Raw genomic sequence first — 24,781 nt, 5'->3', positions numbered from 1 at the left:
TCAACAAACCTCAGGAGAACCTCATGACCCATCCCTCGCCCCTCGAGATCGTTCGCCCGTTTCTGAGGGCGTTGGAGCAGCTGGACTACGAGGCTGCGATGATCTTCGTGGCTGACCAGTGCGAGTATGTGAATCCCCCGCCCTTGCCCACGGTGCATGGGCCGGCCGGCGTTCGCGGCGTGCTGGAGCCCTTCTTCGCCCCCACCCTCCACAATGAGTTCAAGCTGCTGCGCGAAGCCGAGCGCGGCTCCACAGTCTTCATGGAGCGCCTCGACCGTCACCAGCTGTCCGACAGGTGGGTCGAACTGCCGGTCACCGGGGTGTTCGAAGTCCAGGACGGCAAGATAGTCTATTGGCGCGACTATTTCGACGCCGCGACCATCCTGTCGGCGTGGCCGGCGGGCTAGCCGCGCCCGCTCATCCTTGTCGAATCCCGCGGCATGCCGGAAAATTCCGGCCGTTGTGGGCGAGCGCCGCCCGCGCGTTTCAAAGGCCTTCGCCCCATGACTTCGACGGACGACGAGCAAGAGGATGGCGGCGGCTTCGACGTGGACGACTGGGGTCGCCTTCGGGCCTTTGCCGGCGCGGTGGCGACCCTGGACGATGTCCAGGCCCGCCGGGCGGTATTTGCCCTGGGCGACACCCGCGACCCCGCGGTCCTCGACATGGACCTGCCCCAACCGGTCATCTGGTGGGAGGATGAGGGCGCGCAGGCGGCCGTGGCCGTGCAGGCGGAATCCCATGTGGGCTCGGACGGCGAGACCATGGAGGTGCTCGGCCTGATCCTGCCGGACGGGGACGCCGCCGTCGCCCTGCTGGAGGATGTGGACCTGGTCGATGACACCGATCCGACCTGGCGAGACCTTGTGCAAAACGCCGTCAGCCTGGACGACGCCAAGGATGACTGAAATCGCGCGGCGCAGAAATGTCGGCCTCAGCCGCGACCGATCGTCCTTCGGAAGACCGGCCGGAAGCCCCCGGCTGGATGTGCGATTCCGATGGAGGACAAGATGCGGGTGATGGTCTTTGTGAAGGCGACGGACGACAGCGAGGCCGGCGTCATGCCCCCCAGCGAGCTGCTGGAAGAAATGGGCCGCTTCAACGAAGCGCTGGCGGACGCCGGAATCCTGCTGGGCGGCGACGGGTTGAAGCCCACCTCGAAGGGCAAGCGGGTCAGGTTCGACGGAACCAGCCGGCTCGTCATGGACGGCCCCTTCGCCGAGACCAACGAAGTGGTGGCCGGCTACTGGCTCTGGGAGGTCAAGGACATGGACGAGGCCATCGCCTGGGTGAAGCGGTGCCCCAATCCCATGCCGGGACCCAGCGAGATCGAGATCCGCCCCGTCTACGAACTGTCCGATTTCGACGAGATCATGACGCCGGAAGCCGCTGACGTGCATGGTCGAGTGGCCATCAAGCTGGCCGGAAACTGACGGGCTCGGGCGGCGGCGGAACACCCGCCGCCCCTACCGGGTTGAGGCTGGCCACGCCGCCTGACGCGGCCGGCGAAAGCCCGGAGCGCCCATGGCCCGCTACTACTTTCACGCCGAGAACGGGCGTCGCGTGGTTGATGAGCAGGGCTCCGACTACGAGAACGACGCTGCGGCGCGCCACGCAGCCCTGAGGCTGCTGTGCGAAATGCTGCCGATGATGGAGCAGCACCTGTGGCGCGGGCGACCGGCCCGGGTTCTGGTCACCAACGCGGCGCAGGAAGAGGTCTTTGTCCTGACCGTGGAGGCGACGGCAAGCGACATCTAAGCGGGCGGCGGCTGTTTTTCAGCCCGCCTGCTCCGCGGGTCTGAAACCCACCATCTGGGCGACGCCGGCCTCCAGCGCCTCATAGCATTCGCAGACAACCCGCTGGAGACCTTCGCGATCGATGATGCGGATACGCCCGCGACCGTTGAGGATGAGCCCTCGGCCCTGCAGGTCCTTGGCGATGGCGGTCACCGTCGTCCGCTGGACGCCGAGCATGATCGACAGGTGTTCCTGGGTCAGCGGCAGAAGGTCAGACCCCAGGCGATCCTGAGACATCAGCAGCCAGCGGCACATGCGCTGCTCGGCGCTATGGACCGCATTGCAGGCCGTGGTCTGGGCGGACTGGATCAGAGAGGCTTGGGCGAAGCTGACGATGTGGTTGACGAGACTCGGGCTGGCCTGGGCCGCCTGCGCCAGGGCGGCGAGGGGCAGTTCGTAGGCGTCCCCCGGCACCTGGGCGATCACCCGCTCGTAGGAGAGGAGAGACCCCAGGGCGTGCAGGAGGCCATAACCGCCCTCAAAGCCGATGGTGCGGGTCTCCACCTCCCGGCCATCCCGCAGAACGGCGATGACCGAGAGGATGCAGTTGACCGGCAGGAAGACCCGCTCGACGGGGCGGCCTTCGCTGGCCACCAGATCGTCCCGCGCCAGGGTCCTGCCGCGCAGGGCCGGCCCCAGCAGGGCGGCGTCGGCGCGACCCAAGGTGCTGAGAAAGCGATTTTCTGGCATGGCGTGGTCCTCTGGTCGGAACCCGGAACGCTTGACGCCAAGCTTCAGTTCAGCACCGGCCGGATCTCACGGCTTGAGCACCACCTTCACGCAGCCGTCCCGCTTTTCGTCGAAGAGGTCATACATCTCCGGTCCACGCCCCAGGGGCTCGGTGTGGGTGATGAGAAAGGTGGGGTCTATTTCGCCCTCGTCCAGGCGACGTAGCAGATCGTCGCTCCAGCGTCGCACATGGGTCTGACCAGTGCGCAGGGTCAGGCCCTTGTTCATCAAGGCGCCCATGGGGATCATGTTGGACATCCCGCCATAGACCCCTGGCACCGAAACCGTGCCTGCGGCCTTGCAGGCCATGATCGCCTCACGCAGGGCCACCGGACGTTCGGTCTCCAGCTTGAGGGCGGTCTGCGCTCGATCGATCAGCTCCAGCAGGGGGGTGGGACCGTGGGCCTCGATGCCGACGGCGTCGATGCACTTCTCCGGACCGTGGCCGCCGGTCATCTCCTTCAGGGTCGGCAGGACCTTGGCCTGGCTGCGATCGATCACTTCGGCGCCCAGCTGTCGGGCCATGGCCAGGCGCTCGGGCACGTCGTCGATGGCGATGACGCGGCGGGCGCCCTGGAGGATGGCCGAGAGCACGGTGAACAGGCCCACGGGACCACAACCCCAGACCGCCACGGTGTCGGTGGGCTGGATGTCGGCGAAGGCCGCCGCCTGCCAGCCGGTCGGCAGGATGTCGCTGAGGAAGAGATACTTCTCGTCGACGCCGGTCTTGGGAATCTTGATCAGCGAGGTCGCAGCGAAGGGGGTTCGCAGATACTCCGCCTGCCCCCCGGCATAGCCGCCGGTGATGTGGGAATATCCGAACAGGCCCGCGGTCGTATCGCCAAAGAAGGCCTTGGCCAGGTCGGCGTTGCGGTTGGTGGTCTGGCAGACCGAATAGTTGCCGGCCCGGCATTGTTCGCAGACGCCGCAGGTCATCTGGAACGGGACCACCACCCGGTCGCCCACCGACAGACCCTGGGCGCGGGCTTCCGCACCGACTTCCACCACCTCGCCCATGGATTCGTGGCCCATGACGTCCCCGGCGCACATGGTGGGAACGAAGCCGTTCCTCAGGTGCAGGTCCGAGCCGCAGATGCAGGTCGACGTCACGCGGATCACCGCATCGCGGGGGTCTTCGATGATCGGATCAGGCACCTCCTCGCAACGGAGGTCCTTCTTGCCTTGCCAGCAGATGGCTTTCATCGGGCACCTCCGGAAGCGCTGTTGCGTTGGACATTGGACAGCCGCGCCGCGGCGATGGCGTCGAGGGCCGTGACCGCGAGGACGACGCCCAGGGCCATGCGGGCATTGCCCCGCTTCGGGTTGCCGGGCCGGTTCAGCCGGCTCAGGACCGCGATATCGAAGAGGTCCCCGGCCACCCGGGCCCAAAGTACGCCAGAGCGGGTCGGGTTGGAGAACAGGCTCATGCCCGTGGCCATCTCCCGCGCGCCGAACAGGGCCTGGGTCGCCTGGGGCGAGGCCTGCACGCCCAGGAACCTGTTGACCGCCTTGGGAAACAAAAGGCCCCAGACGCCGAGGCCGATGGCGTTCTGGCCCAGCATGAAGGACAGCTGGGGCGTCAGGGCCGGCCGGGCGCGCACCCGGTCCGTCGTCAACTTCATGCGCCCGCCGCCTGGGGTGGTGAACTCCACCGACGGGGCGTCGGCCAGGGGCTTTCCCCCCATCCAACGGCCAAGGCTAAGCAGATCGTGGGAAATTGCGCCGGCCTTTCGCCGCCACTGGGCGACGGGCGCGGACATATCTGAGGTGGGCAAGGTGGGCCTCCTGACCGGTCTGAAGTCCTAAGACCCGTTGCGGCGGCTTTCGTTCCTTCTGCAGAGGTTGATGATCCGATGGTCACGCGGGGAACTCCCGGCGCGCCGGTGGATTGCGCCAGTGATCCTATAGCCCCCAACATCGAAGCGCTGCGGAGACCCCCATGACCAAGCCCCCGCTCCAGTCCGAAGGCCGCAAGGACAACGCCGCCCAACCCCTGGGCAAACAGCCGGGCCTCGCCTCCGAGGACGAGATCAAGCACAACGGCGAGAAGTCGCGCCACGCCGCCGGGCCCGACGGACCCGATCCCACCGTGGTCGGCGACACTTTCAAGAAAAAGCCTGGGTGAACCCCGCCTGCGCGCTCGGGTCTATTTGAACATGCCTTCGCGCAGGTTCACCCCGTATTCCAGATAGGCCTTGAGCGCGCAGAGCATCTGCATCCAGCCCTGGCAGTTGCCGTAGGAGGCCGCGAGGCCTTCCGGCGTTTCGCGCCAGCCGGACTCAGCGATGGTCACCAGGGTCCGCCCGTCCTCCAGCGCCTCGAATGTCATCACCACGGTGGTTGGATAGGCGCCGTCCCGGTCTTCGGCGGCCCAGTTGAGCACGATGCGGCTGTTCGGCTCGACCGACGTCACCTCCACCGGAAAGGCTCCGGGGAAATCGTGAAAGTCCCAATAGACCGTGGCCCCGGTCTCCAGCCGTCCCTTGGCGCCGCCGGTGGTGAAGTAGCCTGACAGCTTGGCCGGGTCGGCCACCGCCTCAAACACCTCGGACACAGGCCGCGCGATATGGGCCGACACCTTGAATTTGAGATCCACAGCAGCCTCCCCGCGGTCAACGTCAGTTTGTATCTCGCTCAATAATGTTATAATTTCATAACATGTCAACAGCCGCCGAATCAGACCGGGTCTTCAAGGCCTTGGCCTCCTCTATCCGTCGCGAATTGCTGGATGCTCTGAGGGATAATCCGCGCACCACAGGCGATCTCTGCGCGCTGTTCCCGGCCCTCGACCGCTGCACGGTGATGCAGCACCTCAAGGTGCTGGACGCCGCCGACCTGGTGATCGTCGAGCGCCGGGGTCGCGAGCGGTGGAACCACCTCAACCCTCTCCCGATCAAGCACATCCATGATCGCTGGATCGGCGCCTATGCGGCCCGCGCGGTCGGCCTTCTGGACCGGCTGAAGCAGGATCTGGAAGCCTGAGGCGCGATCCTGCGCCATATGTTCGCCAGCGAATTCACGGGAACCGCCATGGACCACAAGCCCATCGAAATCTTCATCGACGCCGACGCCTGCCCGGTGAAGGATGAGGTCTACAAGGTGGCCCAGCGCTACGGCCTGAAGACCTGGGTGGTCTCCAACGCCTTCATGATGATCCCGACCTCGCCCATGATCGAGCGGGTGATCGTCGATGCCGGCCCCGATGTGGCGGACGACTGGATCGCCGAGCATGTGGCGCCCGGCGACGTGGCCATCACCAACGACATTCCCCTGGCCGAGCGGGTGCTGCAGGCGCGCGCCCACGCCATTGCGCCCAACGGCAAGCCGTTCACCGAGGACTCCATCGGTTCGGCCATCGCCCAGCGCGCGCTGATGGAGCAACTTCGCTCCACGGGCGACATCTATGGCGGCCCCAAGCCCTTCGATCGCAATGACCGCTCGCGTTTCCTCCAGGCGCTCGACCAGGTGATCCAGAAAGAGCGGCGGCGCCGCGGCTGAATTTCCGAGCTGTTGTCGGAATGCCGTCGTCCCGTGCGTCCTGGAGGCGAAACCTGGACCCGAATGAGGAAAGTCCCATGCCCTATGTCGACGGCTTCGTACTCGCAGTCCCCAAGGCCAATCTGGAAGCCTACAGGGCGATGGCCACCCTCGCAGGCGAGGTGTGGATGGACCACGGGGCGCTCACCTATGTGGAGTGCATCGGCGACGACGTGCCGATGGGCGAACTGACCTCATTCCCGCGCGCCGTGCAGGCGAAGGACGACGAAGTGGTGATCTTCTCCTGGGTCACCTACGAGTCCCGCGCCAGCCGCGACGCCGTGGTGGCCAAGGTCATGGCCGATCCGCGCATGGATCACGAGCCAGGCCAGATGCCCTTCGACGGCAAGCGCATGATCTTCGGCGGCTTCGAGTCGATGATCGTTCGCTGAGCCGCCCGCCTCAGGGCTGGGTGTTCAGGACCTTCTGCAGGAATTGCACCTCCATGGCGCGGACCTGCTCCTGGTTGGCCTTCTTGTGCACCCCGTGCCCTTCGTCCTTTGCGAGCACGTACCAGACCTCGGTCCCCTGATCGCGCAGCTTGGCGACCATCTGTTCGGACTCGCTCTGGGGCACCCGGGGGTCGTTGGCGCCCTGGTAGACCATCATGGGCTTCTTCATCCGGTCGCTCATATTGATCGGGGCGATCTGCTCGAAGACGGCGCGCATGGCCGGGTCGCGCTCATCGCCATACTCGGCCCGGCGCAGGTCGCGGCGATAACCCTCGGTGTTCTCCAGGAAGGTGGCGAAGTCGGAGATGCCGTAGAGGTCGATGACGCCGACCAGACGGGGGTTGTAGTGGGCTGCCACCGCCAGGGCCATGTAGCCGCCATAGGACTGGCCGACCACAGCCACGCGAGAGGCGTCCAGGTCCGGCTGCTGAGCGACCCAATCGAGCAGGGCGCCGATGTCCTTGACGGAATCCTCGCGCTTCTCGGCGTTGTCGAGGGAGAGGTAGGTCTTCCCGTAGCCGGACGAGCCGCGGACATTGGGGATGATCACCGCCGCGCCCAGTTCCTTCACCCAAGACTGGCGACGCGCGCTGAAGCTGGGCAGCTCCTGGCCCTCGGGTCCGCCGTGGATCTGAATGACCACCGGCAGCTTTCCGCCGGCGCCCTCCGGACGGTAGATGAAGGCCGGGATCGAGCGGTCGTCGAAGGTCGTGTACCGGAAGAGCTCGGGCTCCACGAGGCGCCCTGCGTCCAGGCCGCCCAGCTCACTCTCGGTCCAGCGGGTGAGTTCGCGGCTGGCCAGGTCGTAGCTCCAGACATCCCCGGAGGCGTTGTAGGTCGACAGGCTCAGGCCCAGGCGCGCGCCGTCCGGCGAGAACTTCAGGGCGGTCAGCACGCCCTGCGGCAGGTCAGGCCCCGGCAGGACGCGACCGCTAGCCACGTCGCGCAGGACCACCTTCGAATAACCCTCCTCGTTCACCACATAGGCGATGGTCCGCCCATCGGGGCTGAGGTCGAAGCCCTCGGCCGGCCAGGTCGCACCGGGGTCCAGGTCGCGCATGGCGCCGGTGGCGAGGTCGAAGACCACAGGCCGGGTCATCTCGGACCCATCGTCGGACAAGGTCACCACCGAGGCGGCGCCGGGGCCGAAGGCCGCGCCGGCATAGTGGACCTTGCGGTCGCTCGGCCCCAGGCGCGTCAGGTCGCCCGACGCCACGTCGAGGACAAAGAGCTCCACATCGGCGACGGAGTTGTAGCGGGTCAGCAGCATGCGCCCCCCATCGGCCGAGATCTCCAGGGGCGACATGGCGCCCTCGCCTTCCAGGACGACGCGACGGCCGTCCGGATTGGCGGCCTCGGCGATCATGATGTCGTAGTTGGGATCGCCCGGCGTCACCTGGCTCCAGGCCACCTGCCGGCCATCCTTGGAGAAGACGAAGTCGCTGTTGCGGGTCTCAGGCCGGGTCAGCCGCACCTCCTGGCCCGACAGGTCACGCAGGAAACCCTGGTAGTATTCCGAGCCGCCCTCGTCCCGACGATAGGCGAACCGCGTGGCGCCCGGCTGGGCCGTGGCCACCGTGATCGGCTCGTCAAAGAAGGTCAGCTGGGTCCGCGCGCCCAGCGGCTGGGCGATGTGATGGATCTGCTCGGTCTGGCCAAAGCGTGTAGCCGCCAGCATGGAGCCGTCGGCAAGCCAGTCCTCGAATGTGGCCGCGCGCACCTCGTAATAGGGGGAGATGGTCGCCTGCAGCTCCGGCGAGATGGCCGGCGCGCCCTCATAGACCAGCTGGCCGACCTCGCGGCGCTCGACCTGAGCCAGGGCGCTGGTCGCCATCAGCAGGGCCAGGCCCGTTCCCAGAAAGACTTTGCGCAACATCATGGCGAGACCCTTGAACAACCAAGGGGTGAGCCTTTCCCCTGACGGCGGCGGCGTCAATGGCGGCTAAGCCAGAAGATCACCGCGGGCGGCGCAGGGCGCTCCACAACAGGGCCAGACCACCCAGGATCAGGACCTGCCCAATGGCGGCGATCAGGGCCGTGCCGCCGAGCCCGAGTTGAAACAGCAGGCGTTCCAGTTCGGGCATGTGAGACACCGCCAGCATGGCGCTGACTAGGACCAGGCCCGCCAGGGCGGCCGCCATCCCCCAGACCGCCCGCAGGGGGCTCCGACGGCCGGCGGTCTGCGATTCTTCATCCACCATGGGCGGCTCCCTGTTTGGAGAGAGCTTGGCCAAAGATCGCGGCGCGGCCTTGATCGGCGTCAAGCCCCGGATCGGCGAGAAGCCAGGGTCACCGCACGGTGGCGGCGTCCTCCCCCGCCGTCATGCTCGCCCTTGTGACGAGCATCCCTCGTCGAGGCGGGCGCAAGCGTCACAAGGGATCCTGGGCACAAGGCCCAGGATGACGGTGAGGGGCTGATGGTTCCGACATCAGTCAGCCGAAGGAGCCTTTTCGCCGGCCAGCGTGTTGCTCCGCCATGCATCACTTCGGAAGCCACCACCATGGACGCTGACGCCCTGTTCACCGGCTGGGACCCGATCATCCGCATCCTGGTGGTCGGGGCGGCGGCCTATTTCGCCCTGGTTGTCGTGCTGCGGGCTTCGGGGAAGCGGACCCTGTCCAAGCTCAACGCCTTCGATCTGGTGGTGACGGTGGCCATCGGCTCGACCTTTTCCAGCATCCTGACGTCCAAGGACCTGGCCCTGGCCGAGGGGGTGGCGGCGCTCGCCCTGCTGGTCGGGCTGCAATACGCCGTCACCTTCCTGTCGGTGCGGATCAAGGGGATCGACAAGCTGGTCAAGTCCGAGCCGAGCCTGCTGCTGAAGGACGGCAAGCCCCTGCCCGGCGCCCTGCGCCAGCAGCGGGTGACGCAGGAGGAGCTGCTGGCGGCCATCCGCACCTCAGGCGGCGCCCAGCTTTCGGACGCCGCCTTCGTGGTGCTGGAATCGGACGGCAGTCTCAGCGCCGTCCTCAAGGACTAAGACCGATCAGCCCTTGGGAGTCGGAACATAGACCTCGCCGCCGGTGGCGCGGAACTTCTCGCTCATTTCCGCCATGCCCTGGTCCGCCACCGCGTTCTGGCCGCGGGCGGCCTCGCGGATGTCCTGGCTGATCTTCATCGAGCAGAACTTGGGGCCGCACATGGAGCAGAAATGCGCCGTCTTGTGCGCCTCCTTGGGCATGGTCTCGTCGTGATAGAGCCGAGCCGTCTCCGGATCGAGGCCCAGGTTGAACTGGTCCTCCCAGCGGAACTCGAACCGGGCTCGCGAGAGCGCGTCGTCCCAGGCCCGGGCCGAGGGATGGCCCTTGGCGAGGTCGGCGGCGTGGGCGGCGATCTTGTAGGTGATCACCCCGTCCTTCACGTCCTTGCGGTCGGGCAGACCCAGATGCTCCTTGGGCGTCACATAGCAGAGCATGGCGGTGCCGAACCAGCCGATCATCGCCGCGCCGATGGCGCTGGTGATGTGGTCATAGCCTGGCGCCACGTCGGTGGTGAGCGGGCCGAGCGTGTAGAAGGGCGCCTCGCCGCAGACGGCGAGCTGTTTGTCCATATTGGCCTTGATCTTGTGCATGGGCACATGGCCTGGCCCCTCGATCATGGTCTGGACGCCGTACTTCCAGGCCACCTGGGTGAGCTCGCCCAGGGTCTCCAGCTCGGCGAACTGGGCGGCGTCGTTGGCGTCGGCGATGGAGCCGGGCCGCAGGCCATCGCCCAGGCTGAAGCTGATGTCATAGGCCCGCATGATCTCGCAGATGTCTTCGAAGTGCTCGTAGAGGAAGCTCTCCTGGTGGTGGGCCAGGCACCACTTGGCCATGATCGAGCCGCCGCGGGAGACGATGCCGGTCACCCGGTTGGCGGTCAGCGGCACATAGGGCAGACGCACGCCGGCGTGGATGGTGAAATAGTCCACTCCCTGCTCGGCCTGCTCGATCAGGGTGTCGCGGAACACCTCCCAGTTCAGGTCCTCGGCGACGCCGTTCACCTTTTCCAGGGCCTGGTAGATGGGCACGGTGCCGATCGGCACCGGGCTGTTGCGGATGATCCAGTCGCGGATGTTGTGGATGTTACGGCCGGTGGAGAGGTCCATGACCGTGTCGGCGCCCCAGCGGATGGCCCAGACCATCTTGTCCACCTCGTCGGCGACGGTGGAGAGGACGGCGGAGTTGCCGATATTGGCGTTGATCTTGACCAGGAAGTTCCGGCCGATGGCCATCGGCTCCAGCTCGGTGTGGTTGATATTGGCCGGAATGATCGCCCTGCCGCGGGCGATCTCGTCGCGAACGAATTCCGGGGTCACCAGGTCGGGAATCGAGGCGCCGAAGTCCTCGCCGTCGCGGATGAAGGCCTCGCCCTCCTTGCGGCGCAGGTTCTCCCGGATGGCGACATATTCCATCTCGGGCGTGACGATCCCGCGGCGGGCATAGTCCATCTGGGTGACGCTGGCGCCGGGGCGGGCGCGATAGACCCGACGGGGCTGGCTGAACTCGGGCGCCAGGTGGGCGCCGCGGGCGAAGCCGTTGTCCTCCGGCTTGACGTTCCGGGGCTCTGCGACGACCTCGACATCGCCGCGGGAGACGACCCAGGGCTCGCGGGTGCGGGGCAGGCCCTTGTCGATATCGATGCTGGCGGTGGGGTCGGTATAGGGGCCTGACGGGTCATAGAGGGTCACCGGCGGCTCGCCGGCGCTCTCATGGACGGCCACCTCGCGGAAGGGCACCCGGATGTCCGGCCAGAGCCGGCCGGCCTCATAGACCTTGCGCGAGCCCGGCCGCTCGCCCGTGGGGATGGCGTCGGCGTCGAGGGTTGGCGTGAGCGGCTTGTTCATGGGCGAACCTTGAGGAGAAGCATCTGAGTTGGGAGCGGCCTAGCCGGCCGCGCGGCGATAGCCGACCAGGGTCAGCCAGACCCCGACGCCCACGGCGGCGAGGCCTGCGGCCACCACCAGGGGCGTGGAGGCTATGACATTGTCGGCGAGGTCGAAGATGACGCTGGGGGCGAAGATCAGAAATACGCCGCGCAGGGTGAGGAGCCAGATGGTCAGGCTGAGCGCGATCTCGGCGGGCGTGCGCCAGCGCTGGTGGACCGCCATCAGGGCCAGCCCGGCCAGCACCAGGAGCATGCCGGTGACGAAGGTCAGGGCCGGGTCGTCCTGAAAGCCTTCAATCAGGCCAATGAGGTCGTCACGGCGCAGCACCGCGGCCGCGCCGGCTACAGCCAGGAATGGCCCGAGAATCCGGGCGGTCAGTCGTGTCGAATCCAGTACCCGCGCCATGGCGCTCTCCCTTCCCTTCGCCGGCATGACCCGGATCAGGTTCTACGGGTCGCGGGCTCACCCGCCTCTCAGCCGCCCAAGCGCGGCCCCCCGAGGACGATCAGAAGTCTAGTCGCGACGTCGCGTCGCGCCAAGGGGCTGCGGCTGCGCCCCGGTTTGGCCGCAATGGCTCGCAAAACCGGTATGGAACATCGGGACGACCGCGGGGGTTGTGGGTGGAAGGAGCCATCATGAACATCAAACTGAACATTGCAGCGCCGATCGGCGCCCTCACCGCCCTGGCCCTCGCCGGCTGTGCGGCCGGCATGCCCAGCCCACAGGCGGCCACGGGATCTGACGTCATGGCGTCGGCGACCGCCACGCCCAGCGAGCGCGCCTGCTTCCGGGTCAGTGGCATCCGGGGTCAGAAGATCGTGGATCGCAGCACCGTCCTGTTCCGCACCAGCGTTGGACCACAGGATGTCTTCCGCATGGACATGCGCAACGCCTGCCTGACCACGGTCAGCTCCGACCCGCTGGTGCTGATCCCCTCAGGCGGGTCCGACATCGTCTGCAATCGCATGGATCTGGACGTGAAGGTCGCCTCGCCCATCGGCGCGACCCCCTGCCTGATCCAGGAGGTGCGCAAGCTGACCGTAGCCGAGGTCGCAGCCTTGCCGAACGATCAGCGGCCCTGATCGTCGATCTCTATTCCAGCCGCCTGCAGGGCTGAGCGCAGGGGCGCAAGGCCCGGTCCGTATCTACGCCAGCGGCCGATGGAGCTGGCGTAGATCGGGCTGCGCACCTGCACCGAGCTCGCCGTCGCCACGGGGGCTGCGTTCTCGTGGAAGGCCAGGCAGCGCGGGTCGAAATCCAGGCCACAGAAGTCGAGGATGCGCCGGGTCTCGCCCTCCTGGTCAGCCACCAGGTCCTCATAGGCAAGCTCGGTGAAGCGGTCGGCAGGCAGGACCGCGCGCCAGTGGGCCACCAGCCGGTCGAAACCCGCATAGTAGGCGCCGGTATCGGCCAGATCGTAGGCGTAGTCGTAATAGGAAAACCCGGTGGCGAAGAGCTGCCGGAAATTCGACAGACAAGCGTCCATGGGATGGCGCCGCAGGCAGATGATCCGCGCGTGGGGTAGGGCGCGATGGATCAGGCCGGCATAGACGAAGTTCAGCGGCATCTTGTCGACGAACCGGCCCTGGCCCGTCACCAGGGGCGCCACGCTCTGCACATAGGCCGCGCCGGCCTTGCGCAGATCGATCTCCCCGCCCGCCTCCAGGGTGGTCTCATCCAGCACGAAGGCGCCGGGCGAGCCGGTCATGCGCTTGAGGATCAGGCCGAAATTGGTGAGCTCGCCGGCCGAGGTCACGTCTGGATGGCTGGAGAGGATGCGGTCAACCAGGGTTGTGCCAGTCCGCGGCAGGCCGACCACGAAGATCGGCCGGTCTGACGGATCGCCGGCCGCCAGGTCGCCGGCGCCGAAGGTCGCCCGGGCCGCCGCGAACAGATCGGCGTCGGCCCGGGGATCGTAGCCGACCTGACGGCGCTTGGCGGACTTGGCCTTGATCAGCCAGTCCAGCGCAATCTCGTGCTCGCCCAGATCCTCATAGGTCTTGGCCAGGGCGTGGCCCAGGTGCAGTCGCCGGTCGGCGTCAGCGCCTCGCGCGGCGAACTGCGCCTCCAGCTCGGCGATGAAGTTCGCCTCGGGCGTCTGCCGACGTAGCTGCACCCGGGAAGACCAGGCCCGGTGCAGGCTGGGGTCGAGGGCGAGCGCCTGGGCATAGGCCGCCTCGGCGCCCTCGAAGTCGCCGGAGAACTGGCGCGAGGCCGCCAGATTGTAGGCGAAGCTGGCGTTGCGGGGTTCGCGGGCGAAGGCGGCTTCGAAGAAGCCGATGGCGCGCTCATGCAGGCCCGCCCGGCTGTAGACCACGCCCAGGGTGTCGAGGGTCAGGGCGTCGGCCGGGCCGCGGCCAGCGGCCGCCTGGGCCTGAACCAGGGCCTCGTCCCGGCGATTGAGGGCGATCAGGCAGCGGGCCAGCTGGGCCGGCGCCCGGGGGTCGTCGAGGTCGAGGGTCGCCGCGCGGCCGAACAGTTCGGCGGCCTTGCCAGGATTGTCGTGGTCGGCCGCCAGGACGCCCAGGAGGAACCAGGCGCGGGCCGCGCCGGGATCGACCGACAGGGCCTCCATGCACAGGGCGTGGGCCGGCTCATAGGCCTTGTCGGCCATCAGCCGCTCGGCCTGGACGAGGCGCGCCACAGTGGCGTTGGGGGGCTGTGCGGTCATGGGGCGCCGTCAAACCAGTGCATACGCGCTCATATTTTCGTCATACTGAATAATTGCGTTCTGCGGCGCAACAACGCCCTTGAGAGGCGGTCCCGGCCATCCCCAGCCTGCCTATCAGCAAAGCCGAGGGGAACAATCATGCGTCTCAATCTGTCTCCGCGAGCAGCCCTGCTGACCTCGATCAGCGCGCTCGCCGTCACTGTCGCCACGCCCACCGTCGTTTCCGCCCAGGCCGTCGAGGTCGAGGAACTGATCATCACCGCCACCCGGCGGAACTCCACCGTTCAGGATGCTCCGATCAACATCGCCGCCGTCGGCGCGGTGGAGATGCAGAAGCAGGGCCTGTCGGACCTCTCTGACGTAGCCAAGTGGGTGCCTGGCATCCACATCGTCGACCAGGGCTCGCGTTCGGACAACCGGATCATCGTGCGAGGTCTCAATGCCGACCCGCTCGGCTCGGACGAAGGCGTCACCGCCGGCGGCGGCACGGTGGCCACCTATGTCGGCGAAATCCCGCTCTATGTGGACCTGAAGACCAACGATCTGGAGCGGGTCGAAATCCTGCTGGGTCCGCAGGGCACCCTCTATGGCGCCGGCACATTGGGGGGCGCGATCCGCTACATCCCCAACAAGCCGGACTTCAGCGCGCCGATGATGGAGGTGCGCGCTGACGCCTATCAGTACAGCGAATCCGCCTCGCTCTCGAACGACATCGGCGTCACCTTCAACGCGCCGATCAGCGACACCTTCGCCCTGCGCGCCTCCTTCGACCGGCTGCACGACACCGGCTTCATCGACTACAACTTCCTGGTTCAGCAGCCCGGCATCTCCGACCCCGACCCGGATTTCAGCGACCCTGCCGCGGTGTCGCAGAACCTGCGGCACGAGAAGGATGCGAACTACGAGTACGTCACCTCCGGCCGGCTGGCGGCGCGCTGGGCGCCCACCGACTGGCTGGACAGCACGCTCACCTATCACTTCCAGGACAAGGATGTGGGCGCCCGTCAGGTCAGCCATCGCCGCAGCACGCTGGCCACCGGCGACTATGAATCAGCCGAGCGCGTCCTGGAGCCCAACACGCGCTGGAACGAGCTTCTGGCCCTCGAGGTCACCGCCGACCTCGGCTTCGCTCAGCTGACCTCTTCCACCGGCAAGTCGCGCTACACCGAGCGCGGCCAGCGCGACCAGACCGACCTGCTGATCAGCCTGGAATACAGCTACGAAGCCTTCCCGACCTTCACCGCCTACACCCTGGAAGAGGCTGGCCAGCAGGTGCTGAGCCAGGAGGTCAGGCTGGTGTCGGATCATGAGGGTCCCTTCAGCTGGATCCTTGGCGGCTTCTACTACGAGCTGGACTCCAATTCCTCGAGCAAGGAGTTCACCCCGGGCTACGCCGAGTGGCTCGGAGGTGAGCGGCCGGACGCCCTGGAATATTATAACGTGGGCACCACCAACCTGAAGGAGCAGGCCATCTATGGTGAAGTCACCTATGACATCACCCCGGCTTGGCAGGTGACGGCCGGGGCGCGGCGATACTCCTACGAGCTGGAGACCTTCCAGGCCGTCGACTTCCCGCTGCTCAACAGCGTCTTCTTCGGCGCGGCGCCCGATGCGATCACCCTGGACTTCGAGCCGGGCGGCCAGGAGGACGATGGCTGGCTGTTCAAGTTCAACACTTCCTACCAGTTCACCGACGACATCCTGGGCTATCTGACGGTCAGCGAAGGCTACCGGATCGGCAACTCCAACGGCGTCGGCCCCTGCCCCGACCCGCTGCCCACCAACCAGCTCAGCTGCGCGCTCCCCAATGAGCTGGCCTATCAGCCCGACAAGACCCTGAACTACGAGATCGGTCTGAAGACCCAGCTGTTCGATGATCGCCTGACCCTCAACGGCTCGGCCTATTTCATCGAATGGAGCGATCCACAGGTCGCCTCGGCCACGGAGAACGGCCTGATCCCCATCACCAAGAACGGCTCGGCGGCCGAGTCCAAGGGTGTGGAGATCAACTTCATCGGCCAGGTCACGGGCGATCTGACCGTCCGCGGCAGCTATTCCTACAACACCTCCGAGCTCACCGAGATCACGCCGAACCTGGTGCCACGCTTCAACCCGCCGGGCTTCCAGGGCACCATCACCTATGAGGACGGCATGCCTGGCGACCGCCTGCCCGGCTCGCCGGAACATCAGGGCAGCCTGTTCATCGACTATGAGCGGCCGCTCTCCAATGGCATGGACTTTGGCGTCAACTACGGCGTCACGGCGCTCGGCGACGTGCTGACCCGCACCGGCGGCCGGGCAGAGAGCCTGACGCTCGAGGGCTATCAGGTGCACAATGCTGCGGTCTCGCTCAGCACCGACGTCTGGACCGCCACCCTCTATGTGAAGAACCTGTTCAACGAGTTCGCCGAGACCGGCGCGCGGGCCACCAGCCAGTACAACCAGCCGGTCTTCGACGGGGACGGCGACCCGGTCTATGTGCGCAGCTACTACACCTATGTCCTGCCGCCCCGGGCCATCGGGGTGCGCTTCACCCGCAAGTTCGGCGGCTGATCGCCATCTAGGCTGACGCTGGGTCGTCCTTGACGGCGACCGGCACGTGAGCGTCCCCTGGGCCGAAGGACCGCAGCCTGCGGCCCGCAAGCCTGGGGGACGTCACGTGACCATCGAACTCGTCATGCTGGCCTGGACACTGGTCCTGGCCTTCGTTCAGATCCTGCTCTTCGACATGGCCCGCACGTCGCAATACGGGCTGAAGTGGAACACCGGCGCCCGGGACGAGGAGATGCCGGCCCTCAACCCCCGCGCCAACCGGCTGCAGCGGGCCCAGGCCAATCTGTTCGAGACCCTGCCGCTGTTCATCGGCGCGGTGCTGATCGTCCATGTCACCGGCCGCGCCTCGGAGCTGACGGCCATCGGGGCGCAGGTCTATTTCTGGGCCAGGGTCGCCTATGTGCCGCTCTACGCCTTCGGGGTCCGGGGCGTCCGCTCCCTGGCCTGGCTGGTCAGCATCGTGGGACTGGGCTTGGTCGCCGCCCCGATCCTGATCCCCTGACCCCGGCTGGGCCGCAGACGCGCGGGGAGGCGCGTGCTCGAGCGCATCCCGTAAAAGTGGAATCCGGTTTCACGGATGAGATGCGCTCAAGCTTTTGAAGCTAGAGCATGATTCAACGATCAGACGGTTCCGTCTGATCGCATCATGCTCTACGGCAGGCTTCAGTTCATCTGAGGAGCCTGATCATGCACCTGGCCCGTTTTCCCCGCGCCCGCTTCGCCCATCTGCCCACCCCGCTGGAGGGCGCGCCTCGTCTGGGCGAGGCGCTCGGCGGCCTGAACCTGTTCATCAAGCGCGACGACGCCACGGGCCTGGCCGGCGGCGGCAACAAGACGCGCAAGCTGGAGTTCCTGGTCGGCGAGGCCCGCGCCCGCGGCGCCGACACCCTGGTGACCCAGGGCGCCATCCAGTCCAACCATGTCCGCCAGACGGCCGCGGCGGCGGCGCGGATGGGCATGGCCTGCGAGATCGTCCTGGAGGCCCGCACCGGATCGGAGGCCACCGACTACAACGGCTCGGGCAACGTCCTGCTCGACCGACTTCTCGGCGCAGCGATCCGCACCGTGCCCGGCGGCAACGACATGAACGCCGCGCTGGAAGAGACTGCGCAAGGCGTGCGCGACCGCGGCGGGCGGCCCTATGTGATCCCCGGCGGCGGCTCCAACGCCGTCGGCGCCCTGGGCTATGCCGACTGCGCGCGGGAGCTGGTGGTCCAGGCCGACGCCATGGGCCTGAAGATCGACCGGATCGTCACCGCCACCGGCAGCGCCGGCACCCAGGCCGGCCTCGTCGCAGGCTTGGCGGTGATCGGCGCCGACATCCCGGTCCTGGGGATCGGGGTCCGCGCGCCCCAGGCGATGCAGGAGGCCAATGTGTTCAAGCTGGCCCAGGAAACCTGCGCCCTGCTGGGCCAGGAGGGCCGGGTCACCCGCGAGATGGTGTCGGCCAATTGCGACTATGTGGGCGCGGGCTACGGCCTGATCGACCAGGCGGTGATCGACGCCCTGAAGCTGGCGGCTCGCACCGAAGCGCTGATCCTCGATCCCGTCTATAGCGGCAAGGCGATGAAGGGCCTGATCGACCTCTGCGCCAAGGGCGCCTTCACGGGCGAGACCGTCGTCTTCCTGCACACCGGCGGCGCCCAGGGCCTGTTCGGCTATCAGAGCGAGCTGGAAGGCAAGCTGGCATGAGCCTGATCCTCGGGGTTCTGGGCGGCATGGGGCCGGCCGCCACCCTGGACTTCCTCGGCAAGCTGCAGGCCTACACGCCGGCGCAGCGGGACCAGGACCACATCCGCGTCCTGATGGACCTCAACCCCCAGGTCCCCGACCGGAACGCCCCCAGTCCCGGCGCTGGCGCCGGGGCCGGCGATGTCCTGGCCGAGATGGCCGGCGGGCTGGCCGGCGGCGGGGCCGAGGTCCTGGCCATGCCCTGTAACACCGCCCACGCCCATGCCGACCTGATCGTACGGGCCAGCGGCCTGCCCCTGATCGACATGATCGGCGGCGCGGCCAAGGCCGCCGCCGACACCGGCGCCCACCGGGTGGGCGTGCTCGGCACCAAGGGCGCCCTGAAACTCTATCGGGAATATCTCGCGGCCCGGGGCCTGGGGTTGGTGACGCTCGGCGGTGAGCGGCAGGAGGCCTTCATGGCCCTGCTCTATCGCATCAAGGGCGGTGACCTTTCGTCCCGCGCCCGCTCCGAGATGGCCGGGATGGCGGGTGAACTGGTGGCCGCGGGCGCCGAGGCCCTGATCGCCGGCTGCACCGAGGCCCCGCTAGTGCTCTCGTCGGACGACGTCCAGGTCCCCTTCCTTGATGCGGGCGACCTGCTGGCGCGCCGCTGCGTGGACATCTGCCTCGAGTTTGAACCGCCCCCACCGATCTGACGGCGGTCAGAGCCGGGCGGCGCTGAAGGTGTCGCAGGCCTTGGGGTCGCCGGTCTGCGCGCCGGTCCTGAACCAGGCCATCCGCTGGGCGCTGGAGCCATGGGTGAAGGCGTCGGGCACGACCCGGCCCTGGCTCTGTTTCTGCAGGGTGTCGTCGCCGATGGCCGAGGCCGCCGCCAGCCCCTGGGCGATATCGTCCGGCCCCAGAGCCACCGCTCCGCCCGACGCAGCTTCGGCCCGGGCGGCCCAGACGCCGGCATAGCAGTCGGCCTGCAACTCCAAGCGCACCGCCCCGCTCTCGGCCCCTTGCGAGCCCAGGCGCTGGGCCTTGTCCATCTGGCCGGTCAGGTTCTGGACATGGTGAGCAATCTCGTGGGCGATCACATAGGCCCGGGCCGCCTCGCCCTCGGCGCCGAAGCGGTTCTCCAGATCATCCCAGAAGGACAGGTCCAGATAGACCATGCGATCGGCCGGGCAATAGAAGGGGCCCATGGCCGCCTGCCCTGTCCCACAGCGGGTGTTGGTGGACTGCTCGTAGAGCACCACGGCGGCGGGGGGCTCATAGGTCCGGCCCGCCTGGGCGAAGACCTCGGTCCAGACCTCGGCGGTGGAGGTTTCGATGACATCGACGAACTGTCCGGCCTCATCATCGGGCGCCCCGCGCACGCCGGAACTCTCCGCGGCCGGCGCCCCGGTGCCATTGACGACGCTGAGCGTAGTCGTGGGATCGATGCCGAAGACGAAATAGCCGATCAGGGCCAGGACGACGCCGCCCACGCCCAAGCCGCCGGCCACCGGACCCATGCCCCGACGATCGCTGATGTTCCCAGAACGCCGTCCGCCCCGCCAACGCATGTAGTCGTCTCCGAATATGTCTCAGGGCGCGACCATGGCCTGGTCGCGGGCGCGCGCCTACTTCGAACCGTCCAGGATCGCCTTCACCCGCGCGTTGGAGGCCGCCAGACGGGCGTCCGGCGTGGTCGGCAGATCGAGGGCGGGCTGTTCAGCGACCTCCCCCCCTGGCCGGGGCAGGATTGAAGGGATGGCGGGGACCTGGCGTTGCATCCGCAAGGCGCGCAGGGCCTGCTCGGTCTGGACCTGGGCGCTGAGGGCGTTGAGCTCGTTCTCCAGTGCGATCGCCCGCTGGCGGTCCATCTGCTGCTGGGCCTGAAGAACCCCCAGCTGATGATCATAATAGGCGTTTTGCGCGGCGGCGGGCGCCGCAGCCATCAGGGCAAGGCCCATGAGCATCGGGCGAACGACAAAAGCAGCTGGACGCATGGGAGGCTCCGTTGAGGCGCAGGACCTCAACGCGCCATGGCTTCTCTAGCTCCGCTCAGTTCGCCTGCGCCCGGGTGGTGACGGTGAAGCGGGCCAGCTGTTCGGCAGGCGCGCTCCAGCCCGGCGCCAGTTCGATGGCCTTCTGATAGTCGAAATAGGCGGACTTGGCGTCTTCCAGGCCCTCATGGGCCAGGGCGCGGTTGTAATAGGCCTTGGCCGGCTCCTCGACGCCGAGCTCCAGGCCGCGATTGATCTGACCCAGGCTCTCGGCATAGCGCTCCTGGCCGATAAGGGCCGCGCCGCGGTTCACATAGCCCTCGCCCAGGTCCGGCTTCATCTTCACCGCCATGTCGAAGTCCTTCACCGCGGCCTCATAGGCGGTGCGCCGCAGACGCAGGACGCCCCGGTTCACATAGGTGCCGGCCCGGTCGCGGGAATTGAGGAACTCGGTCTCCAGGGCGATATCGCAGAACTCCTCGAACCGTTTGTCGGACTCGCCGTTGACGGCGGCGCGGGAGCAGGCCTCGGCCATGCCGCCGCCAATGACCGTCACCGCGCCTTGGGCTGCGCCGGCGCAGAAGGCAAAGGCGGCCGCCGCCGCGAGAATTGAAAGTCCACGACGCATGGCGGGACCTCCTTCAAGAAAGATTCGCCGACCCAACGCCGACGAGGCCGACAGAATCTTCCCGTATCCACGTTCCGTCAATGCGGCGGCGACGCCGTCTTCGCAACTTGTCGTGTGAAATCAACTTCCGGAGGACCTAGGGTCGCGGTTCGCGACGGCGGATCGTCTCGCGATAGAGGATATAGATCCCGCTGGCCGCCACCACCGCAGCCCCCACCAGGGTGAGCGGACGTGGGAGCTCGTCCCAGACGATGAAGGCGAACAGGCTGGCCCAGATGAGCTGGGTGTAGTCGAAAGGCGCCACGACGGTGACCGGCGCCACGCGGATCGCCTCGGTCAGCAGAAGCTGGCCGACCCCGCCCAGCAGGCCCATGACCACCAGCAGGAGGAAGGTCTCCCGATCGGGCATGACCCAGCCGAACGGCAGGCTGGCCAGGCCCGCCACGGCGCCGGCCAGGGTGAAGTAGAAGACGATCCGCGGACCCGGCTCGGTCATGCTGATCTGGCGGATGGTGATCATGGCCCCGGCCGACCCCACGGCGCCGATCAGGGCGAAGATGACCCCGATATTGGCCATGTTGGCGGGGTCCGGCCGGATCATGATCAGCACGCCGACGAAGCCGACGGCGACGGCCGCCCAGCGGTGCGGCCCCACCGCCTCCTTGAGCAACGGAACCGAAAGGGCGGTCATGAACAGGGGCGCGGAGAAGGAAAGCGCCGTCGCCTCGGTGAGCGGCAGGTGGGAGACCGCCATGAAACCGCCGATCATGCCGGTGAGCCCGACCATGGCGCGGGCCGCATGGGCGCCCGGCCGGCTGGTCCGCAACACGCCGAACCCGCTGGTGCGCAGGATGTAGATGGCGATCGGGATGAAGGCGAAGGCGTTGCGGAAGAACAGGGTCTCGAAGATCGGAACCCCCCGCTCGGAGGCGACCTTCACCAGCCCGAACAGGCCCGCCATACAGGCCATGGCCGCCACACGGAGCATCACACCCAGGCCAATCTTGGAAGCCGGACGTTCAGGAACGGGGCGCGGGGGGGAGGCCATGGTCACGATGGGCAGCCCATGGCCCCTGGCGACGCCGCCGTCAATCGCGCCTGGGGCGGCAAGGGCTAGCCGCCACCCATACGGCGCGCCCTGGGTCAGTCGAAGGTCACGCCCAGGCGCGCCATGGCGCCGAACACCCGCTGGATGTCCGCCACATGACCGGTCAGCGCATCGTGGGCCAGACGTGTCCTGAAGGCCTGGGCGGGGACGACGATTCCCTTGGGAGTCCGAAGGCAGCGCCGGGTCTGGATCAGAACGTTCACATTTCGGCGGGTGGTCTCGAACGGCTGCTTCAGGCTGTTGGACAGGGCCAGGACGCTGATCGGCGCCAGCAGGTCATCGGGCGGCGGCCGTCGAACCGATGCATAGCGCCGCGCCACCTCCAGGTCCTCATGCAGCGGCCGGTAGTTCGCCTCGAGGATGGCCAGAAGGATCATGCCGCGACTGAAGTCCCCGGTTGTGCGGGTCAGGCGCTCGGCGAACCGCAGAACGTATTCGGCGGTGAAACGGGCGGCCAGCCGCTCCTGGGAGGTGGGCGGCGTGATTCCGGGCATGGGCTTGGCGCCGCCCGTCAGGTCGAAGTTGGGCGCGGCGGCGCGGACATCGGCGGCCAGGGCGCGCACCGTCGCCAGGCTGCGCCCGAGCGCCTGACGGTTGGCTTCGGTCTCGAGGGCCGCGGCCGGAATATAGACCCCGCGGGTGGTCCGCCGGCAGAGGCCCCGGGCCTCGAGATCGGCGACCCGACGCCGGGCGGCGTCGTAGGGAATGCTGAAAGACGCGGCCAGGGCCCCGACGCTGATGGGCCGACGGATGTCGTCGGGCGGCGGATTGTCCACGCCGGCGTAGCGCAGGGCCAGGACCGGATCCCGGACGATATGCCGGACATTGGCCTCGATAATCGAGAGCGCCAGGACGCCGGTCAGAGGATCGCCGCCGGCGAAGTGCCCCAGGGTCGCCACGCCCTGGACGAAGTGGGGGATGGCGCACTGGATGATCAGCCGAGACATGTCCTGGCAGGCGGCGTCCTGCGCCGTTCCGGCCGTATCCGAGGGGTCGTCCATTTCGCCTCATGGAGTCGCATCAGAGCGCCGTAGCCTGGGGCGACAGTTTAGCACGGCGCAGAGCGAAGGTGGCGCACGGCGGCCCTCCCTCTGGCGTCACAGGTGCGGCATAGCCCATATTGGCCGCGGTTCAGGTCGCCGGGCGTGCGGCCGAGCGGGGGGAAGAAAAGTGGACTTTGGGGCGAGCGATGAGGCGGCCGGCGGGTCGCGCCGACGGGCGGCTGGACTGATCCTGGGATTCTTCGCCTTCGGGGCGATTCTGCTGGCGCCGGATTTCGGGCCGGGGCCTGCCGTCCGGCCCGTGGCGGCGATCGCCGTCCTGATGGCCATCCTCTGGATCACGGAGGCTGCGCCCCTGGTGGCCACCGCGCTGCTGCCCATCGTTCTGTTTCCGGCCCTGGGCGTCAGCGACATCCGCGACGCCGCAGCCCCTTACGCCGACCCGGTGATCTTCCTGTTCCTGGGCGGCTTCGTCCTTGGCGCGGCCATGGAACGGTGCGACCTGCACCGGCGGGTCGGCCTCGGCTGCGCCGCCGCCGCTGGGGCCACGCCCCGTCGGCTGGTGGCCGGCGTGCTGGGCGCCACGGCGCTGGTCTCCATGTGGGTCAGCAACTCCGCCGCCGCCGTCCTGATGATGCCGGTCGCCATGGCCGTGCTGGCCCTGGCCGAGGACCATGGCGGGCGCGAGGATCCGGTCTCGTACCGCAATCTCGGCGTCGCCCTCCTGCTGGCGGTGGCCTATGGCGCCAGCATCGGCGGTGTCGCCACCCTGATCGGCACCCCGCCCAACGCGCTGCTGGCCGGCTATATGGCCCGCGAGCACGGGGTCGAGATCGGTTTTGGCCAGTGGATGATCATCGGCGTGCCGGTGGCGCTGATCCTGCTGGGCGCCGCCTGGGTCGTGCTCACGGCCCTCCACCCCGTGAAGCTGGTCCTGCCGGAGGCCGGCGTGCTGTTCCGGGAGGAACGGGCGAGGCTGGGTCAGATGACGGGGCCGGAGAAGCGGGTCTCGATCATCTTCGCCCTGGCGGCCGGCGCCTGGATCTTCCGGCCCCTGCTCGCCCCCTACGCGCCCTGGCTGACCGACACCGGCATCGCCATCGCCGCGGCCGTGACCCTGGCCTTCACCCCCGCCGCCGGCTTCCGCAGCGAGCGCCTGGTCACCGACGCCGAACTCAAGCGCCTGCCCTGGGGCGTGCTGACCCTGTTCGGCGGGGGCCTGAGCCTGGCCGCAGCCATCTCCGACAGCGGCCTGGCCGCCTGGCTGGGGGAACTCCTGGGCGTGCTGGGCGCCTGGCCTGTGGCGGCCCTGGTGGTCATCGTCACCCTGGCGATGATCTTCCTGACCGAACTGACCAGTAACACCGCCTCGGCCGCCACCTTCCTGCCGATCGGCGGAGCGCTGGCGCTCGCCATCGGCGTCGACCCGCTGCTGTTCGCCATCCCGCTGGCGCTTGCGGCCTCCTGCGCCTTCATGCTGCCGGTGGCCACGCCTCCCAACGCCGTCGTCTATGGCGGCGGCCTGATCAGCATCGCTCAGATGAGCCGGGCGGGTCTGTGGCTGAACATCATCGGCGTGGTCGTGATCTCGGCCATCGCCCTGATCGCCGTCCCGCTGATCTTTGCGGCGGGGGGCTAGCCGCCCATCACGCCAAGGCCTGGTGCCCCCGGTCGGACTCGAACCGACACACCTTGCGGTACCGCATTTTGAGTGCGGCGCGTCTACCAATTCCACCACAGGGGCCCGCGGGCAGCGCAATCTAGCGGCG

29 protein-coding genes, 1 tRNA gene and 1 riboswitch are annotated in these 24,781 nt (G+C 67.9%); of the genes, 15 read left to right on the top strand and 15 right to left on the bottom strand.

Going from position 1 to position 24,781, the window contains the following annotated elements:
* The first annotated feature begins 23 nt into the window (after nt 1-23).
* From V7702_RS00560 to V7702_RS00545, 4 genes are all read left to right on the top strand, one after another.
* Nucleotides 24-407: a limonene-1,2-epoxide hydrolase family protein gene (locus V7702_RS00560; RefSeq protein ID WP_335648194.1), complete on the top strand. Its 384-nt coding sequence runs from the start codon at nt 24-26 to the stop codon at nt 405-407.
* A 96-nt stretch (nt 408-503) separates the two neighbouring features.
* Nucleotides 504-908, top strand: coding sequence for a hypothetical protein (locus tag V7702_RS00555; protein WP_335648193.1), 405 nt, complete (start codon nt 504-506; stop codon nt 906-908).
* A gap of 90 nt (nt 909-998) precedes the next feature.
* Nucleotides 999-1,433, top strand: a complete 435-nt coding sequence (locus V7702_RS00550; protein WP_335648192.1) for a YciI family protein — start codon at nt 999-1,001, stop codon at nt 1,431-1,433.
* A gap of 91 nt (nt 1,434-1,524) precedes the next feature.
* A complete protein-coding gene (locus V7702_RS00545) occupies nt 1,525-1,758 on the top strand; it encodes a DUF6894 family protein (RefSeq protein ID WP_335648191.1) in 234 nt (77 codons plus the stop codon).
* A gap of 18 nt (nt 1,759-1,776) precedes the next feature.
* On the opposite strand, the gene V7702_RS00540 is transcribed toward V7702_RS00545, so the two are convergent.
* The 3 genes from V7702_RS00540 to V7702_RS00530 all read right to left on the bottom strand — a co-directional run bounded on the left by V7702_RS00540 (nt 1,777) and on the right by V7702_RS00530 (nt 4,301).
* Entirely contained in the window at nt 1,777-2,487 is a 711-nt protein-coding gene (locus V7702_RS00540; RefSeq protein ID WP_335648190.1) for a Crp/Fnr family transcriptional regulator, read from the bottom strand.
* A 66-nt stretch (nt 2,488-2,553) separates the two neighbouring features.
* Nucleotides 2,554-3,729 (bottom strand): zinc-dependent alcohol dehydrogenase, encoded by a 1,176-nt coding sequence (locus tag V7702_RS00535; RefSeq protein ID WP_335648189.1) that lies wholly within the window; start codon nt 3,727-3,729, stop codon nt 2,554-2,556.
* Nucleotides 3,726-4,301 carry a hypothetical protein gene (locus V7702_RS00530; RefSeq protein WP_335648188.1) on the bottom strand — a complete coding sequence of 192 codons (576 nt, stop codon included), beginning with the start codon at nt 4,299-4,301 and terminating at the stop codon, nt 3,726-3,728. The genes V7702_RS00535 and V7702_RS00530 overlap by 4 nt, the downstream gene beginning before the upstream one ends.
* A 164-nt stretch (nt 4,302-4,465) precedes the next feature.
* Between V7702_RS00530 and V7702_RS00525 the strand changes: the two genes are divergently transcribed.
* Entirely contained in the window at nt 4,466-4,651 is a 186-nt protein-coding gene (locus V7702_RS00525) for a hypothetical protein (protein ID WP_335648187.1), read from the top strand.
* A 21-nt stretch (nt 4,652-4,672) separates the two neighbouring features.
* Here the strand turns inward: V7702_RS00525 and V7702_RS00520 are convergent, their stop codons facing one another.
* A complete protein-coding gene (locus tag V7702_RS00520; protein ID WP_335648186.1) occupies nt 4,673-5,122 on the bottom strand; it encodes an SRPBCC family protein in 450 nt (149 codons plus the stop codon).
* 62 nt (nt 5,123-5,184) lie between these two features.
* Between V7702_RS00520 and V7702_RS00515 the strand changes: the two genes are divergently transcribed.
* The 3 genes from V7702_RS00515 (at nt 5,185) to V7702_RS00505 (ending at nt 6,455) form a co-directional block, all read left to right on the top strand.
* Nucleotides 5,185-5,508 carry an ArsR/SmtB family transcription factor gene (locus tag V7702_RS00515; RefSeq protein ID WP_335648185.1) on the top strand — a complete coding sequence of 108 codons (324 nt, stop codon included), beginning with the start codon at nt 5,185-5,187 and terminating at the stop codon, nt 5,506-5,508.
* A gap of 48 nt (nt 5,509-5,556) precedes the next feature.
* Nucleotides 5,557-6,024, top strand: a complete 468-nt coding sequence (locus V7702_RS00510) for a YaiI/YqxD family protein (RefSeq protein WP_335648184.1) — start codon at nt 5,557-5,559, stop codon at nt 6,022-6,024.
* Nucleotides 6,025-6,101: 77 nt separating this feature from the next.
* On the top strand, nt 6,102-6,455 hold the full coding sequence (locus V7702_RS00505; RefSeq protein ID WP_335648183.1) for a DUF1428 domain-containing protein: 354 nt from the start codon (nt 6,102-6,104) through the stop codon (nt 6,453-6,455).
* A gap of 10 nt (nt 6,456-6,465) precedes the next feature.
* Here the strand turns inward: V7702_RS00505 and V7702_RS00500 are convergent, their stop codons facing one another.
* Both V7702_RS00500 and V7702_RS00495 read right to left on the bottom strand, forming a co-directional pair.
* Entirely contained in the window at nt 6,466-8,394 is a 1,929-nt protein-coding gene (locus V7702_RS00500) for a S9 family peptidase (protein WP_335648182.1), read from the bottom strand.
* A gap of 76 nt (nt 8,395-8,470) precedes the next feature.
* On the bottom strand, nt 8,471-8,716 hold the full coding sequence (locus tag V7702_RS00495; RefSeq protein WP_335648181.1) for a hypothetical protein: 246 nt from the start codon (nt 8,714-8,716) through the stop codon (nt 8,471-8,473).
* Nucleotides 8,717-9,016: 300 nt separating this feature from the next.
* On the opposite strand from V7702_RS00495, the gene V7702_RS00490 reads away from it, so the two are divergent.
* The gene (locus tag V7702_RS00490; protein WP_335648180.1) at nt 9,017-9,496 is read left to right on the top strand and encodes a DUF421 domain-containing protein; all 480 of its coding nucleotides are present in this window, start codon (nt 9,017-9,019) and stop codon (nt 9,494-9,496) included.
* A 6-nt stretch (nt 9,497-9,502) separates the two neighbouring features.
* On the opposite strand, the gene thiC is transcribed toward V7702_RS00490, so the two are convergent.
* Together thiC and V7702_RS00480 are read right to left on the bottom strand one after the other, a co-directional pair.
* Complete coding sequence (thiC, locus tag V7702_RS00485; protein WP_335648179.1) at nt 9,503-11,341, bottom strand: phosphomethylpyrimidine synthase ThiC; 1,839 nt, start codon at nt 11,339-11,341, stop codon at nt 9,503-9,505.
* A 39-nt stretch (nt 11,342-11,380) separates the two neighbouring features.
* Entirely contained in the window at nt 11,381-11,788 is a 408-nt protein-coding gene (locus V7702_RS00480) for a hypothetical protein (protein ID WP_335648178.1), read from the bottom strand.
* Nucleotides 11,784-11,891: riboswitch (TPP riboswitch) on the bottom strand. It overlaps the preceding gene by 5 nt.
* 127 nt (nt 11,892-12,018) lie before the next feature.
* Between V7702_RS00480 and V7702_RS00475 the strand changes: the two genes are divergently transcribed.
* Nucleotides 12,019-12,465, top strand: coding sequence for a DUF6491 family protein (locus V7702_RS00475; RefSeq protein WP_335648177.1), 447 nt, complete (start codon nt 12,019-12,021; stop codon nt 12,463-12,465).
* On the opposite strand, the gene V7702_RS00470 is transcribed toward V7702_RS00475, so the two are convergent.
* Nucleotides 12,453-14,054 carry a tetratricopeptide repeat-containing sulfotransferase family protein gene (locus tag V7702_RS00470; protein WP_335648176.1) on the bottom strand — a complete coding sequence of 534 codons (1,602 nt, stop codon included), beginning with the start codon at nt 14,052-14,054 and terminating at the stop codon, nt 12,453-12,455. The two genes, V7702_RS00475 and V7702_RS00470, sit on opposite strands and share 13 nt — an antisense overlap.
* Before the next feature lie 138 nt (nt 14,055-14,192).
* Here V7702_RS00470 and V7702_RS00465 point away from each other — a divergent pair, with 138 nt between their 5' ends.
* The 4 genes from V7702_RS00465 (at nt 14,193) to V7702_RS00450 (ending at nt 18,997) form a co-directional block, all read left to right on the top strand.
* Entirely contained in the window at nt 14,193-16,607 is a 2,415-nt protein-coding gene (locus tag V7702_RS00465) for a TonB-dependent receptor (protein WP_335648175.1), read from the top strand.
* Nucleotides 16,608-16,713: 106 nt separating this feature from the next.
* The gene (locus V7702_RS00460; protein ID WP_335648174.1) at nt 16,714-17,109 is read left to right on the top strand and encodes an MAPEG family protein; all 396 of its coding nucleotides are present in this window, start codon (nt 16,714-16,716) and stop codon (nt 17,107-17,109) included.
* Nucleotides 17,110-17,294: 185 nt separating this feature from the next.
* On the top strand, nt 17,295-18,299 hold the full coding sequence (locus V7702_RS00455; RefSeq protein WP_335648173.1) for a D-cysteine desulfhydrase: 1,005 nt from the start codon (nt 17,295-17,297) through the stop codon (nt 18,297-18,299).
* A complete protein-coding gene (locus V7702_RS00450; protein WP_335648172.1) occupies nt 18,296-18,997 on the top strand; it encodes an aspartate/glutamate racemase family protein in 702 nt (233 codons plus the stop codon). The genes V7702_RS00455 and V7702_RS00450 overlap by 4 nt, the downstream gene beginning before the upstream one ends.
* A gap of 6 nt (nt 18,998-19,003) precedes the next feature.
* On the opposite strand, the gene ypfJ is transcribed toward V7702_RS00450, so the two are convergent.
* The 5 genes from ypfJ to V7702_RS00425 form a co-directional block, all read right to left on the bottom strand.
* Nucleotides 19,004-19,852 (bottom strand): KPN_02809 family neutral zinc metallopeptidase, encoded by an 849-nt coding sequence (ypfJ, locus tag V7702_RS00445; protein ID WP_335648171.1) that lies wholly within the window; start codon nt 19,850-19,852, stop codon nt 19,004-19,006.
* Between the two features lie 57 nt (nt 19,853-19,909).
* Nucleotides 19,910-20,278, bottom strand: coding sequence for a hypothetical protein (locus V7702_RS00440; RefSeq protein ID WP_335648170.1), 369 nt, complete (start codon nt 20,276-20,278; stop codon nt 19,910-19,912).
* A gap of 55 nt (nt 20,279-20,333) precedes the next feature.
* A complete protein-coding gene (locus V7702_RS00435; RefSeq protein WP_335648169.1) occupies nt 20,334-20,903 on the bottom strand; it encodes a tetratricopeptide repeat protein in 570 nt (189 codons plus the stop codon).
* 136 nt (nt 20,904-21,039) lie between these two features.
* On the bottom strand, nt 21,040-21,891 hold the full coding sequence (locus tag V7702_RS00430) for a DMT family transporter (protein ID WP_335648228.1): 852 nt from the start codon (nt 21,889-21,891) through the stop codon (nt 21,040-21,042).
* Between the two features lie 155 nt (nt 21,892-22,046).
* Complete coding sequence (locus V7702_RS00425; protein WP_335648168.1) at nt 22,047-23,012, bottom strand: hypothetical protein; 966 nt, start codon at nt 23,010-23,012, stop codon at nt 22,047-22,049.
* Between the two features lie 169 nt (nt 23,013-23,181).
* On the opposite strand from V7702_RS00425, the gene V7702_RS00420 reads away from it, so the two are divergent.
* Nucleotides 23,182-24,651, top strand: a complete 1,470-nt coding sequence (locus tag V7702_RS00420) for an SLC13 family permease (protein WP_335648167.1) — start codon at nt 23,182-23,184, stop codon at nt 24,649-24,651.
* Nucleotides 24,652-24,671: 20 nt separating this feature from the next.
* Here V7702_RS00420 and V7702_RS00415 read toward each other — a convergent pair.
* A tRNA-Leu gene (locus V7702_RS00415) sits at nt 24,672-24,756 on the bottom strand.
* Nucleotides 24,757-24,781 lie beyond the last annotated feature (25 nt).

Source organism: Phenylobacterium sp. (assembly GCF_036963605.1).
Taxonomy (GTDB): domain Bacteria; phylum Pseudomonadota; class Alphaproteobacteria; order Caulobacterales; family Caulobacteraceae; genus Phenylobacterium.
Note: the sequence above shows the minus strand (reverse complement) of the source record. Positions and strands in the feature narration are given on the sequence as shown.

Bases quoted from the DNA above. Each gene is read 5' to 3' on its own strand.
- thiC (WP_335648179.1), bottom strand. From the start codon at position 11,341: ATGAACAAGCCGCTCACGCCAACCCTCGACGCCGACGCCATCCCCACG.
- V7702_RS00450 (WP_335648172.1), top strand. From the start codon at position 18,296: ATGAGCCTGATCCTCGGGGTTCTGGGCGGCATGGGGCCGGCCGCCACC.
- V7702_RS00555 (WP_335648193.1), top strand. From the start codon at position 504: ATGACTTCGACGGACGACGAGCAAGAGGATGGCGGCGGCTTCGACGTG.
- V7702_RS00435 (WP_335648169.1), bottom strand. From the start codon at position 20,903: ATGCGTCGTGGACTTTCAATTCTCGCGGCGGCGGCCGCCTTTGCCTTC.
- V7702_RS00560 (WP_335648194.1), top strand. From the start codon at position 24: ATGACCCATCCCTCGCCCCTCGAGATCGTTCGCCCGTTTCTGAGGGCG.
- V7702_RS00550 (WP_335648192.1), top strand. From the start codon at position 999: ATGGAGGACAAGATGCGGGTGATGGTCTTTGTGAAGGCGACGGACGAC.
- V7702_RS00545 (WP_335648191.1), top strand. From the start codon at position 1,525: ATGGCCCGCTACTACTTTCACGCCGAGAACGGGCGTCGCGTGGTTGAT.
- V7702_RS00465 (WP_335648175.1), top strand. From the start codon at position 14,193: ATGCGTCTCAATCTGTCTCCGCGAGCAGCCCTGCTGACCTCGATCAGC.
- V7702_RS00525 (WP_335648187.1), top strand. From the start codon at position 4,466: ATGACCAAGCCCCCGCTCCAGTCCGAAGGCCGCAAGGACAACGCCGCC.
- V7702_RS00535 (WP_335648189.1), bottom strand. From the start codon at position 3,729: ATGAAAGCCATCTGCTGGCAAGGCAAGAAGGACCTCCGTTGCGAGGAG.
- V7702_RS00495 (WP_335648181.1), bottom strand. From the start codon at position 8,716: ATGGTGGATGAAGAATCGCAGACCGCCGGCCGTCGGAGCCCCCTGCGG.
- ypfJ (WP_335648171.1), bottom strand. From the start codon at position 19,852: ATGCGTTGGCGGGGCGGACGGCGTTCTGGGAACATCAGCGATCGTCGG.
- V7702_RS00540 (WP_335648190.1), bottom strand. From the start codon at position 2,487: ATGCCAGAAAATCGCTTTCTCAGCACCTTGGGTCGCGCCGACGCCGCC.
- V7702_RS00425 (WP_335648168.1), bottom strand. From the start codon at position 23,012: ATGGACGACCCCTCGGATACGGCCGGAACGGCGCAGGACGCCGCCTGC.
- V7702_RS00510 (WP_335648184.1), top strand. From the start codon at position 5,557: ATGGACCACAAGCCCATCGAAATCTTCATCGACGCCGACGCCTGCCCG.
- V7702_RS00500 (WP_335648182.1), bottom strand. From the start codon at position 8,394: ATGATGTTGCGCAAAGTCTTTCTGGGAACGGGCCTGGCCCTGCTGATG.
- V7702_RS00515 (WP_335648185.1), top strand. From the start codon at position 5,185: ATGTCAACAGCCGCCGAATCAGACCGGGTCTTCAAGGCCTTGGCCTCC.
- V7702_RS00475 (WP_335648177.1), top strand. From the start codon at position 12,019: ATGAACATCAAACTGAACATTGCAGCGCCGATCGGCGCCCTCACCGCC.
- V7702_RS00455 (WP_335648173.1), top strand. From the start codon at position 17,295: ATGCACCTGGCCCGTTTTCCCCGCGCCCGCTTCGCCCATCTGCCCACC.
- V7702_RS00440 (WP_335648170.1), bottom strand. From the start codon at position 20,278: ATGCGTCCAGCTGCTTTTGTCGTTCGCCCGATGCTCATGGGCCTTGCC.
- V7702_RS00490 (WP_335648180.1), top strand. From the start codon at position 9,017: ATGGACGCTGACGCCCTGTTCACCGGCTGGGACCCGATCATCCGCATC.
- V7702_RS00430 (WP_335648228.1), bottom strand. From the start codon at position 21,891: ATGCTCCGTGTGGCGGCCATGGCCTGTATGGCGGGCCTGTTCGGGCTG.
- V7702_RS00480 (WP_335648178.1), bottom strand. From the start codon at position 11,788: ATGGCGCGGGTACTGGATTCGACACGACTGACCGCCCGGATTCTCGGG.
- V7702_RS00505 (WP_335648183.1), top strand. From the start codon at position 6,102: ATGCCCTATGTCGACGGCTTCGTACTCGCAGTCCCCAAGGCCAATCTG.
- V7702_RS00470 (WP_335648176.1), bottom strand. From the start codon at position 14,054: ATGACCGCACAGCCCCCCAACGCCACTGTGGCGCGCCTCGTCCAGGCC.